Genomic DNA, 11032 nt, shown 5'->3' with positions numbered 1-11032 from the left:
GGCCGCGACCCCCGCCTACCAGGACTACGCCCAGCAGGTGATCCGTAACGCCCAGGCGCTCGCGGACGCGCTCGCCGCCGAAGGGGTGCGCCCGGTCGCCGGCGGCACCGACACCCACCTCGCCCTGCTCGACCTGCGCGCGCTCGGGGTCACCGGCAAGGAGGCGGAGGCCCGCTGCGACGCCGCCCGCATCACGCTGAACAAGAACGCGATCCCGTACGACCCACAGCCCCCCGCGGTCTCCTCCGGGATCCGGGTGGGTACCCCGGCGGTGACCACCCAGGGCATGAAGGAGGGCGAGATGAAGGACATCGCCGCGCTCATCGCCCGTGTCATCGGCGACCCCGGCTCGGCCGCCGACGTGGCCGCCAGCGTCACCGCCCTGACGGCCCGGCACCCCGTCTACCCTCGGTAAGAAGCGGGTGCGTCAGAAGATTGCGGGAGTATCTGCTCGTCTTCGCCGTGTCGGCGGCGATCACATTTTTGTGCACGCCGGCCGCGCGGTGCTTCGCGGTCCGGATCGGCGCGGTCGCCGGTGTCCGGGACCGTGACGTCCATGCCGTGCCGACGCCACGGCTGGGCGGCCTGGCCATGCTCGCCGGGCTGGCCGCCGGGCTGCTCGTCGCCGACCAGCTCCCGTTCCTCTCCGCGGTCTCCGCGGACTGGGCCGAGCCGCACGCGGTGCTGGTCGCCGGCGCGCTGATCTGCCTGCTCGGCGTGGTGGACGACCGGTGGCCGCTGGATCCGGTGACGAAGCTCGCGGGCCAGGTCGTGGCTGCCGGGGTGATGGTGCTGCTGGGCATCCAGTGGTCCTTCGCGGTGAACCCGGACAGTGACACGACCTTCAGCCTCGGGCCGGAGACGGCCGTGCCGCTGTCGATCCTCGCCACGGTGATCCTGGTCAACGCCATGAACTTCATCGACGGGCTGGACGGTCTTGCCGCCGGGGTCGCGGCCATCGCGGCGGGCGCCACGTTCTACTTCGCCTACGAGGTCGCCGTTATCAACCACTTCTCCCGGGCCGCGCCGGCCGCGCTGCTGGCCGCCGTCACCGCCGGTGTGTGCGTCGGCTTCCTGCCGCACAACTTCAACCCGGCGCGGCTGTTCATGGGGGACTCCGGCTCGATGCTGGTCGGCCTGCTCTCCGCCGCCTCCATGATCTCGGTGACGGGCCAGGTGGCCTATGGCGGATATGCTGGGCCGTCCCGCTCCCTGCCGTCCCTGATCCCGTTGGCCATCCCGTTGGCGGTGCTCGCAGTGCCCTTCATCGACCTGGGGCTGGCGGTGGTCCGCCGGACCAGGGCCGGCCGGTCCCCGTTCGCCCCGGACAAGATGCATCTGCACCACCGGATGCTGGAAATCGGGAAATCCCACGTCCGGGCCGTGCTCATCATGTACTTCTGGGCGGCGCTGCTCGGTTTCGGCGGGGTCGCCGCGTCCTTTGCCCGGCAGCCGCTGCCGATCCTCGCCACCGTTGTGGGCCTTGGTCTCGCGGGGCTGCTGGTGCTGTTGCTGGCCGGTCAACGATCCGCGCGGCGCGCATGATCACCGCCGCTGGACGGACGATCAGAACCGGTCTGCTGGTGCTCGCCGCTGTCGCGGTCCCGGCGCTGCCGGTCGCCGGCTTCGCCCGTGGCGCGGACGGGCTCGCCGCCGTCGCCGCCGGTCTTGCTCTTGTCGGGTTGTTCTTCACGGCGAGCAAGGTCGCGATAAGCGTTGTCGCCCGCCGGATGCGGGCGATGGTGCTGCCCGCGGCGCTGGGCACCTATCTGCTAAAGGTCATTATTCTGGGTGTTCTGCTGGTGGCTCTGGAGGGCTCCGAGGACGTCGACCTGATCGCCTTCTCCTGGGCCGTCCTGGTGGGTGTTCTCGGCTGGGTCGGTGCCGAGCTGTGGGTGGCCACCCACACCCGGGTCCCGTTCTACGACCCGGACACCTTCCGCGGGCAGGGCGACTCCCCACGTGACACCCTGAATACGTGAGCGACGCCGAACACACCCCCGGGGACGCCGGAAACAGCTCCGGCGCGGGTGGTGGGCCGCGTCGTCCGTACCGGCCCGGCCTGATCTCCGGCGAGATGTGGAGCGCGTTCGGCACGCTGCTCGCCGGTACCGGCTTCTGGGGGCTGGTCGGCTACGGGATCGACCGTGTCACCGGTATCGGCACGGTCTTCCTGCCGGTGGGCGTTGTCGTCGGGATGGGGGCCTCGATCTATCTTGTGATCTATCGGGCGATGCGGCGCCAGTGACCCCGGGCCCGGCGGTGCGGATGCTTCCCGGGTGTACACCGGTCATGATCGATAGTCCTTTGGCCCGCCGGGCAGGCGCGGACTGCTGCGCTGTGTGATCACATGGATCCGTAGCGTCCATCCTGGGGCGCCGACAGGAAACGTTCGGGTGCCGTTTGTGTGAACGGGCGAGTGAGCAACCTCTGCTCGGCCCGGACTTGATGCCGATGGCGCCGGGGTGTGGATAGTATCGCCAGTGTCGAGTGTTGGCTTGCTGACATCCGGTGTGAGTCGTATCTCTTGGCGGTCCTGTCAGTTCATGATCATAGGGTATCGATAGATGGTCGTGCCTGGCGGCTGGCTGCGTCCGGTGATCGTCATGTCTGGTATGCCAGGTGCCCGAGTGGGATGCGACCCGCGCCGGGCATGGCTGTCCGCTTGGACCAGATAGGGTGAGCCCATACCGCCGCCGGTACGGCTGCGTCTCTTTTCCGCTGGTGAGAGTGTATTTCGATCTTGGAGGTGTACGTCGTGCCGGTCCCCCCGGTCCTCGCGGACGAGGGCTTCCACGGCCCGACCAAGGAGGTGTTCCAGACACCCCACTGGTTCGACGTCGATCTCGGGCCGGTCGACTTCTACCTGAACAAGGGGACCGCTCTGGGGATCTTCGCCGCGCTCGTCGTCGGTGTGGTCTTCTGGCTGGGTTTCCGGCGCGCGACGGTTGTGCCACGCGGGCTGCAGAACGTCTGTGAGTCCATCTACGACTTCATCGACATCTCGATCGCCCGGGACGTCATCGGGGAGAAGGGGCGGACATACACGCCCTACCTGGTGGTGCTGTTCAGCTTCGTGCTGATCTCCAATGTGCTTGCGATCATCCCCGGCGCCCAGTTCCCGCCGACCTCGCGGATAGCGGTTCCGATCGTTCTCTCCGCCATCACCTACGTGCTGTTCAACCACGCCGGTATCAGGACCGCCGGCGCCCGGGCGTATTTCGGCCACATGGTCAATCCGGCGCCGTCGGCACCCTTCCCGGTCAAGCTGCTGCTCGGGCCGATCGAGCTGCTGTCGACCTTGGTCGTACGCCCGTTCACGCTGGCGGTCCGGTTGTTCGCGAACATGTTCGCCGGCCACATCCTGTTGCTGGTGTTCTCGCTCGGCGCGGAGTACCTGCTGCCGAAGCCACCTTTCGTCTTCGGTGTCGCCTCGTTGCTCATGACGATCGTGCTGACCGGCTTCGAGCTCATCATTGACTTCCTGCAGGCGTACATCATCACGATTCTCACGGCCGCCTTCATCGGCGGCGCGCTTGAGGAGCACGGGGACGAGCACGACAGCTCGCACCCGGCCGACCAGGTGCCCGCCGTCAGCGGCGCGTCCGCCGCGGCACACGCATAAGGTTCGGACACCCCGATCAGCACCGCGGCAGGTCGCGGTGCCCGACTGGAAAAGGAATAATGACATGGCAGACACCACTGTGGTGCTTGCTGCTGCCGACCAGGTGAGCGGCTCTCTCGGCGCGGTGGCCTACGGCCTCGCGGCCATCGGGCCGGGCATCGGTATCGGCCTTATCTTCGGGCTGGGCGTACAGGCCATCGCCCGGCAGCCAGAAGCCGAGCAGGTCGCTTTCCGTTACATGATCATCGGATTCGCGCTTGCGGAAGCACTCGCCCTGATCGGTTTCGTCGTCCCGTTCGTCTTCCCCTAAGCCGGGGGAGACACCGTGGCTATCACGACACTGCTGCTCGCGGCCGAGGAGGGCGCCGGGCACTCGGACGAGAACGTCCTCGTCCCGCCGCTGAACGAGCTGCTCATCGGCACCCTGGCCTTCGGCCTGCTGGTGGCCTTCTTCTTCTGGAAGGTCTACCCGCAGATCAAGCGGACCTACGCCGAGCGCAGCGACCGTATCGAGGGCAGCCTGGCACGCGCCGAGCGCACCCAGCGGGATGCCGAGGACCTGCTGCTGTCCTACCGCCGGCAGCTCGCCGAGGCCCAGGACGAGGCGGGGCGCATCCGCCAGGACGCCCGTGAGCAGGGGCAGCAGATTCTCGACTCGCTGCGCGCGCAGGCCGGCGAGGAGGTCGCCGAGATCAAGGCCCGTGGCGAGGCACAGCTCGCCGCCGAGCGGGCCCAGGTCGTCGCCCAGATCCGGCGCGAGATCGGCGAGATCGCACTTGAGCTCGCCACCAAGATCGTCGGTCACGAGCTGCAGCGGGACGACCGTCAGCGGCAGCTCATCGACGACTTCATCGCCGGGCTGGAGCATCCGGCGGACGGCACGACGGTCCCGGCGCCGGCCGGCCCGGGAGGCTGAGCCGTGGACGGATCCAGCCGTCGTTCACTGGCGGTGGCGCGGGCTCGGCTCGACGAGCTGACCGCGCTCCCGCCGCCGGGTACCGCGACCGGCTCGCGGCCCGCCCCCAACCTCGCCCGGCTCGCGGACGACCTCGACGGGGTGGTGGACCTGCTCGACCGCGAGCTGGTCGTCCGCCGCGCGCTGACCGATCCGGGCATGCCCGGATCGGCCCGTTCCGAGCTCGCGGCCAGGCTGTTCGGCTCGAAGATCTCGCCAACGGCACTGGAGATCGTGCAGGTCGCGGCGGCCGGGCGCTGGGCTCGGCCGCTGGACCTCCAGCAGGCGTTGGCCGAGCTCGCCGTCGAGGTCCTGCTCGCGCAGGCGCAGCGCAACAACGTCCTGGACGACGTCGAGGACGAGCTGTTCCGCTTCGGCCGGCTGCTCAACCGGACGCCGGAGCTGTCGCTGGCGCTGAGCGCCCCGGCCGCCCCGGCATCGGCCAAGCAGGCGCTGGTGGCCAGGCTGCTGGACGGCAAGGCCCACCCCGTGACCGTCCGGCTCATCCAGCGTGCGGTTACCGAACGTTACCATGGCGACCTCGAGCGCAGGCTCGAGCAGCTCACCACGATCGCCGCGGCCCGGCGTAACCGTCTGGTCGCGGTGGTGCTGAGCGCCGTCCCGCTCGCGGGCGACCAGATCTACCGGCTGCGGACGGCGATCAGCCGTTATTTTGGCCGTGACGTGCAGCTCCAGGTGGACATCGACCCCGCTGTTCTCGGGGGCGTCGTCGTGCGGGTCGGTGACGAGGTGGTCGATGGCAGTGTCCTGCGCCGCCTCACCGACGCACGCCGGCGACTGCTGAGGTAGGGCGCTCCCGTGGACATCCAGATCTCGCCGCCCGATCTGCGGGACGTGCCCGCACCATTTGTTGAAGGACCAAAGCGATGACTGAGCTCTCCATCCGACCGGAGGAAATCCGCGCCGCCCTCCGGGACTACGTCGACTCCTACCAGGCATCAGCCGGAGAGCGCGAGGAGGTCGGCCGGGTCGTCGTCGCGGGCGACGGCATCGCGCGGGTCGAGGGCCTGCCGCACGCCATGACCAACGAGCTGCTGGAGTTCCACGGCGGGGTGCTCGGCCTCGCGCTCAACCTGGACGTGGGCGAGATCGGCTGCGTTCTGCTGGGTGAGTCCGAGCACATCGAGGAGGGCCAGGAGGTCCGCCGCACCGGCGAGATCCTCTCCGTCCCGGTCGGGGACGGCTTCCTCGGCCGGGTCGTCGACCCCCTCGGCCGCCCGATCGACGGCCTCGGGGAGATCGTCTCGACCGAGACCCGGGCCCTTGAGCTGCAGGCGCCCACGGTCGTGCAGCGCCAGCCGGTCAAGGAGCCGTTGCAGACCGGCATCAAGGCCATCGACGCGATGACCGCCATCGGGCGTGGCCAGCGCCAGCTCATCATCGGCGACCGGCAGACCGGCAAGAGCTCGGTCGCCCTCGACACGATCATCAACCAGCGCGAGAACTGGGCGACCGGGGACCCGAAGCTCCAGGTCAAGTGCGTCTATGTGGCAATCGGCCAGAAGAAGTCGACGATCCGGGACGTTCTGAACACCCTGGAGGAGACCGGCGCGCTGGCCTACACGACCATTGTCGCCGCTCCCGCCGACCAGCCGGCCGGTTTCAAGTACCTCGCGCCCTACACCGGTTCCGCGATCGGCCAGCACTGGATGTACAACGGCCAGCATGGCCTGATCGTCTTCGACGACCTGTCCAAGCAGGCCGAGGCCTACCGGGCCATCTCGCTGCTGCTGCGCCGCCCGCCGGGCCGTGAGGCCTACCCCGGCGACGTCTTCTACCTGCACTCCCGGCTGCTCGAGCGCTGCGCGAAGCTCTCGAACGAGCTCGGCGGCGGGTCGCTGACCGGTCTGCCGATCATCGAGACCAAGGGCAACGACATCTCCGCCTACATCCCGACGAACGTCATCTCCATCACCGACGGGCAGATCTTCCTCGAGACCGACCTGTTCAACCAGGGTGTCCGGCCGGCCATCAACGTCGGCACCTCGGTCTCCCGGGTGGGTGGCAGCGCCCAGGTCAAGGCGATGAAGTCCGTCGCCGGCCGGCTGCGTCTCGACCTTGCCCAGTACCGTGAGCTGGAGGCGTTCTCGGCCTTCGGCTCCGACCTGGACAAGGCGTCACGCGCCCAGCTCGACCGGGGCGCGCGCCTGGTCGAGCTGCTCAAGCAGCCGCAGTTCCAGCCGTTCTCGGTCGAGCGCGAGGTCGTCTCGATCTGGGCGGGGACGACCGGCCACCTCGACGAGGTGCAGATCGCTGACATCCGCCGGTTCGAGAGCGAGTTCCTCGAGTTCATCGACCGGGCCCGGCCGGGGCTGTTCAAGACGATCCGCGAGACCGGCAAGCTCGACGACGACACCCTCGCCGCGCTCGAGCGTCTGATCGCGAAGTTCAAGACCGAGTTCGCGCTCTCCGGCGGTCAGCCTCTGATCAACGATCCGGTGCCGGACACCCTCGACCCCTCCGAGGTGGAGCAGGAGTCGATCAAGGTGCACCGGTCGCAGCCGCGGGACGAGGACTAAGCCATGGCCGGCCAGCTCCGTGAATACCGGCGCCGCATCCGGTCGGTGCAGTCGACCAAGAAGATCACTCGGGCGATGGAGCTCATCGCGGCGTCCCGGATCGTCAAGGCCAAGGCCAGGGTGGCCGCGTCCCGGCCGTACGCGGACGAGATCACCCGGGTGATCTCCGCGGTCGCGTCGCAGACCACGGTCCGCCACCCGCTGACGACCGAGCACGCCGAGGCTCGCCGCGCGGCGGTTCTCGTGATCACCAGTGACCGTGGCCTCGCCGGCGGCTACAACGCCAATGTGCTGCGTCGCACCGGTGAGCTGCTGGAGTTGCTGCGCGCCGAGGGCAAGGAAACGGTCCTGTACGCGGTCGGCCGCAAGGCCGTCACCTACTACCGGTTCCGTGGCAGGGAGCTGGCCGGGGAGTTCACCGGCTTCTCCGAGCAGCCCGGTTACGACAACGCCAAGGAAGTCGCCGACGCGCTCATCGCGCGGTTCGTCGCGTCGAGTGAGGCCGGTGGCGTGGACGAGATCCACCTGGTCTTCACCGAGTACGTGAACACGCTGACGCAACGGCCGGCTGCTCACCGCATCCTTCCGCTGGTGCTGGAGAAGACCACCGAGCCCCCGCCCGGTGGCCCGCTCCCGCAGTACGAGTTCGAGCCGTCCGCCGAAGGCGTCCTGGACGCGCTGCTGCCGCGATACGTCGAAAGCCGGCTGTACGCGTCCCTGCTGGAATCCGCGGCATCCGAGTCGGCGGCGCGGCAGCGGGCGATGAAGTCCGCGACCGACAACGCCGGCGAGCTGATCAAGACCTACACCCGGCGGGCCAACGCCGCCCGCCAGGACGCGATCACGCAGGAGATATCGGAGATCGTCGGAGGCGCCAACGCGCTCGCTCAGGCCTCATAGGCTGAAGGCGGTGCGACGCTCTGCTCGTCGCACCGCCTTCAGGCCAGGGGAGGAAGCCTGGCCGGGAGCGGCGCGATGACGTCTGCCGCGCGGCCGGAGGCACAACGGAACTTGAAGGCGGCGCGGCCATGCCTCTCGTGTGGACGGGTCCCGAGGGAAGCACCGGCACCGACGATCATCACAACCAAAAAGATCAACAAAACCTGATGTTGCGGGCATCCACACGGAGTGGCCGGTGACTTCGGGGCACAAGTGAAACCGCCCAAAGCTGCTGGCATCCTTCAGGTAACGGCCGGTAGCCGCAGGGCACAAGTGGAACTGAGGACGCCATGACCGTCACCACCACCTCGCCCGCCGCGGCGGAGGGCAAGGCCCCTGGGATCGGCCGGGTCGCCCGTGTAATCGGCCCGGTCGTCGATGTGGAGTTCGCACCCGAGGAGATCCCCGAGATCTACCGCGCGCTGCGCGTCGACCGCACCATCAACGGACAGACCGCGACCCTCACCCTTGAGGTCGCGCAGCACATCGGTGAGAACACCGTACGGACGATCTCCATGCAGCAGACCGACGGTCTGGTCCGTGGGGCGCCTGTCCGGGACACCGGTTCGCCGATCACCGTCCCTGTCGGCAACGCCACCCGAGGGCACGTGTTCAACGTGCTCGGCGAGCCGCTGGACGTCCCCAGCGTCGACACCGACGTACGCCGGTCGATCCACGCCACGGCGCCCGCCTTCGACCAGCTCGAGTCGAAGACGGAGATGTTCCCGACCGGGATCAAGGTCATCGACCTGCTGGCGCCCTACGTCCGCGGTGGGAAGATCGGCCTGTTCGGCGGCGCCGGTGTGGGCAAGACGGTCGTCATCCAGGAAATGATCAACCGGGTTGCCAAGCAGTTCAGCGGTGTCTCGGTGTTCGCCGGGGTGGGGGAGCGCACCCGTGAGGGCAACGACCTGTTCCTGGAGATGACCGAGGCCGGCGTCATCGACGACACGGCACTGGTCTTCGGCCAGATGGACGAGCCACCCGGCACCCGGCTGCGGATCGCGCTCGCGGCGCTGACCATGGCGGAGTACTTCCGCGACGTCCAGAAGCAGGACGTGCTGCTGTTCATCGACAACATCTTCCGGTTCACCCAGGCCGGCTCGGAGGTCTCCACCCTGCTCGGACGGATGCCGAGCGCGGTGGGCTACCAGCCGACGCTGGCTGACGAGATGGGCGTCCTGCAGGAGCGGATCACCTCGACGCGTGGCCACTCGATCACCTCGCTCCAGGCGATCTACGTCCCCGCGGACGACATCACCGACCCGGCGCCGCACACCACCTTCACCCACCTCGACGCCACCACGGTGCTCTCGCGGGCCATCTCCGACCTGGGGATCTACCCCGCCGTCGACCCGCTGGACTCCAGCTCCCGCATCCTCGACGCCCGCTACCTCGGGCAGGAGCACTACGACGTCGCCCGCGAGGTGCAGCGCATCCTGCAGCGCTACAAGGACCTGCAGGACATCATCGCCATTCTCGGTATCGACGAACTGTCCGAGGAGGACAAGATTCTCGTCAACCGGGCGCGGCGCATCCAGCGCTTCCTGTCGCAGCCGTTCTTCGTGGCCGAGCAGTTCACCGGTATCCCGGGCACCTTCGTCCCGCTCGAGGACACGATCAAATCCTTCAAGAAGCTGACCGAAGGCGACTACGACCACCTCCCCGAGCAGGCGTTCTTCATGTGCGGCGGTATCGAGGACGCCGAGAAGAAAGCCAAGGAACTCCTCTGACGTGAATGATGTGACGGCAGGAAGGACGGCAGCGCGATGCCGATACGGGTAGCGATCGTCTCGCCGGAGCGGGAGGTGTGGTCAGGGGATGCCGACATGGTCATCGCCCGGACCACGGAGGGTGAGATCGGGGTGCTGCCCAGGCACGTCCCGTTGCTCGGAGTTCTCGTCCAGGGCGGTGAGGTGCGGGTCAAAATCGGTAGCGAGACCCTGACCGTCGCCGTCGACGGCGGTTTTCTGTCCGTGACCGACCAGGGCGTGAGCATTCTCGCCGAGCACGCGACCCTGTCGGCCCCCACCACCTGACCCGGACCAGCGGCAGCGAGAAGGCCGGTGGCGACGCGGAGAACCACAACCACGTCACCACCGGCCTTTGTTGCGTTGTCGGCTGTTGGGTTGTCAGCGGCCCGCGCCGGGCTGCCAGAGGACGTCGCCGCCGGGGTTGGCGACCCGGGAAAGGATGAACAGCAGGTCGGAAAGGCGGTTGAGATAGCGGACGGGCAGGGGGCTGGTGCGGTCCGGGTCGTCCGCCAGCAGGGCCCAGGCCGAGCGTTCCGCACGGCGGGCCACCGTCCGCGCGACATGCAGCAGGGCCGCGCCGGGTGAGCCGCCCGGCAGGATGAACGAGTTCAGCTTGGGCAGGTTCTCGTTGTACCGGTCGCAGGCTTCCTCAAGGCGGTCGATGTAGGCCTGGCTCACCCGCAGCGGGGGGAACGACGGGTTGTCCGCGACCGGCGTGCACAGGTCGGCGCCGAGGTCGAACAGGTCGTTCTGCACCTGGGCCAGCACCGCCCGGACGTCCTCGGGCAGGGCGCCGAGGGCCAGCGCCACGCCGATGGCGGAGTTCGTCTCGTCCACGTCCGCGTACGCGGCCAGCCGCGGGTCGGTCTTGCGGACCCGGGAGGTGTCGCCGAGCGCGGTCGTGCCGTCGTCCCCGGTCCGCGTGTAGATCCGGGTCAGGTGGATGGCCATGTCGCCACACTGTAGGCGCTCCACCGCTGCGCAGGCGCGCGAGCGGCTGTGACCGCGGGTTTTCCGGGAGGGGCGCGGGGCGCGCCGAGTGGATTCCGCGCCGCCCTCCGAGCCGCTGACCAGCGGCATCCGATCATGCCGGGCTGGTGGTTCGTCCCCGCGCCGGGCGGGCATCCCGCGTCCTTTATCGGTATTTGAACGAATTTTTCCCCATGGCGAAAACGCCCGGTACGGGAATGGCGGTCACGGGATTTCCGCGGTGGGGCGC

At 68.7% G+C, this 11032-nt stretch carries 12 protein-coding genes and 1 pseudogene; 12 read left to right on the top strand and 1 reads right to left on the bottom strand.

Annotated elements, in window-relative coordinates; translation table 11 throughout:
• The 12 genes and pseudogenes from AC5LUJ_RS12045 to AC5LUJ_RS11990 all read left to right on the top strand — a co-directional run.
• A pseudogene (locus AC5LUJ_RS12045) lies at positions 1–415 on the top strand (serine hydroxymethyltransferase); the annotation flags it as partial.
• A gap of 20 nt (positions 416–435) precedes the next feature.
• On the top strand, positions 436–1545 hold the full coding sequence (locus tag AC5LUJ_RS12040) for an MraY family glycosyltransferase (RefSeq protein ID WP_250281270.1): 1110 nt from the start codon (positions 436–438) through the stop codon (positions 1543–1545).
• A complete protein-coding gene (locus tag AC5LUJ_RS12035; RefSeq protein WP_250281273.1) occupies positions 1542–1982 on the top strand; it encodes a Cg1360 family ATP-synthase-associated protein in 441 nt (146 codons plus the stop codon). The genes AC5LUJ_RS12040 and AC5LUJ_RS12035 overlap by 4 nt, the downstream gene beginning before the upstream one ends.
• On the top strand, positions 1979–2248 hold the full coding sequence (locus tag AC5LUJ_RS12030) for an AtpZ/AtpI family protein (RefSeq protein WP_250281274.1): 270 nt from the start codon (positions 1979–1981) through the stop codon (positions 2246–2248). The genes AC5LUJ_RS12035 and AC5LUJ_RS12030 overlap by 4 nt, the downstream gene beginning before the upstream one ends.
• Before the next feature lie 510 nt (positions 2249–2758).
• Positions 2759–3625: a F0F1 ATP synthase subunit A gene (gene atpB, locus AC5LUJ_RS12025; protein ID WP_250281276.1), complete on the top strand. Its 867-nt coding sequence runs from the start codon at positions 2759–2761 to the stop codon at positions 3623–3625.
• A 64-nt stretch (positions 3626–3689) separates the two neighbouring features.
• The gene (locus tag AC5LUJ_RS12020) at positions 3690–3935 is read left to right on the top strand and encodes an ATP synthase subunit c family protein (RefSeq protein WP_250281278.1); all 246 of its coding nucleotides are present in this window, start codon (positions 3690–3692) and stop codon (positions 3933–3935) included.
• A 15-nt stretch (positions 3936–3950) separates the two neighbouring features.
• The gene (locus AC5LUJ_RS12015; protein WP_250281281.1) at positions 3951–4541 is read left to right on the top strand and encodes a F0F1 ATP synthase subunit B; all 591 of its coding nucleotides are present in this window, start codon (positions 3951–3953) and stop codon (positions 4539–4541) included.
• 3 nt (positions 4542–4544) lie between these two features.
• On the top strand, positions 4545–5390 hold the full coding sequence (locus AC5LUJ_RS12010) for a F0F1 ATP synthase subunit delta (RefSeq protein ID WP_250281283.1): 846 nt from the start codon (positions 4545–4547) through the stop codon (positions 5388–5390).
• Between the two features lie 77 nt (positions 5391–5467).
• Positions 5468–7120: a F0F1 ATP synthase subunit alpha gene (atpA, locus tag AC5LUJ_RS12005; protein WP_250281285.1), complete on the top strand. Its 1653-nt coding sequence runs from the start codon at positions 5468–5470 to the stop codon at positions 7118–7120.
• Between the two features lie 3 nt (positions 7121–7123).
• Positions 7124–8020: a F0F1 ATP synthase subunit gamma gene (locus AC5LUJ_RS12000; RefSeq protein ID WP_250281287.1), complete on the top strand. Its 897-nt coding sequence runs from the start codon at positions 7124–7126 to the stop codon at positions 8018–8020.
• Between the two features lie 329 nt (positions 8021–8349).
• Positions 8350–9792, top strand: coding sequence for a F0F1 ATP synthase subunit beta (gene atpD, locus AC5LUJ_RS11995; protein WP_250281289.1), 1443 nt, complete (start codon positions 8350–8352; stop codon positions 9790–9792).
• A 36-nt stretch (positions 9793–9828) separates the two neighbouring features.
• A complete protein-coding gene (locus AC5LUJ_RS11990) occupies positions 9829–10098 on the top strand; it encodes a F0F1 ATP synthase subunit epsilon (RefSeq protein WP_250281291.1) in 270 nt (89 codons plus the stop codon).
• Between the two features lie 93 nt (positions 10099–10191).
• Here AC5LUJ_RS11990 and AC5LUJ_RS11985 read toward each other — a convergent pair whose 3' ends face one another.
• Complete coding sequence (locus AC5LUJ_RS11985) at positions 10192–10764, bottom strand: cob(I)yrinic acid a,c-diamide adenosyltransferase (RefSeq protein WP_250281292.1); 573 nt, start codon at positions 10762–10764, stop codon at positions 10192–10194.
• Between the last annotated feature and the right edge of the window lie 268 nt (positions 10765–11032).

The sequence above is a fragment of the Protofrankia sp. CiP1_Cm_nod3 genome (assembly GCF_982290655.1).
The sequence above is the reverse complement of the archived record's forward strand: the minus strand, read 5'-3'. Positions and strand labels throughout refer to the sequence as shown.

Coding starts and splice junctions, on each gene's coding strand:
- AC5LUJ_RS12035 (WP_250281273.1), top strand. CDS start 1,542: ATGATCACCGCCGCTGGACGGACGATCAGAACCGGTCTGCTGGTGCTC.
- AC5LUJ_RS12020 (WP_250281278.1), top strand. CDS start 3,690: ATGGCAGACACCACTGTGGTGCTTGCTGCTGCCGACCAGGTGAGCGGC.
- atpA (WP_250281285.1), top strand. CDS start 5,468: ATGACTGAGCTCTCCATCCGACCGGAGGAAATCCGCGCCGCCCTCCGG.
- AC5LUJ_RS12000 (WP_250281287.1), top strand. CDS start 7,124: ATGGCCGGCCAGCTCCGTGAATACCGGCGCCGCATCCGGTCGGTGCAG.
- atpD (WP_250281289.1), top strand. CDS start 8,350: ATGACCGTCACCACCACCTCGCCCGCCGCGGCGGAGGGCAAGGCCCCT.
- AC5LUJ_RS11990 (WP_250281291.1), top strand. CDS start 9,829: ATGCCGATACGGGTAGCGATCGTCTCGCCGGAGCGGGAGGTGTGGTCA.
- AC5LUJ_RS11985 (WP_250281292.1), bottom strand. CDS start 10,764: ATGGCCATCCACCTGACCCGGATCTACACGCGGACCGGGGACGACGGC.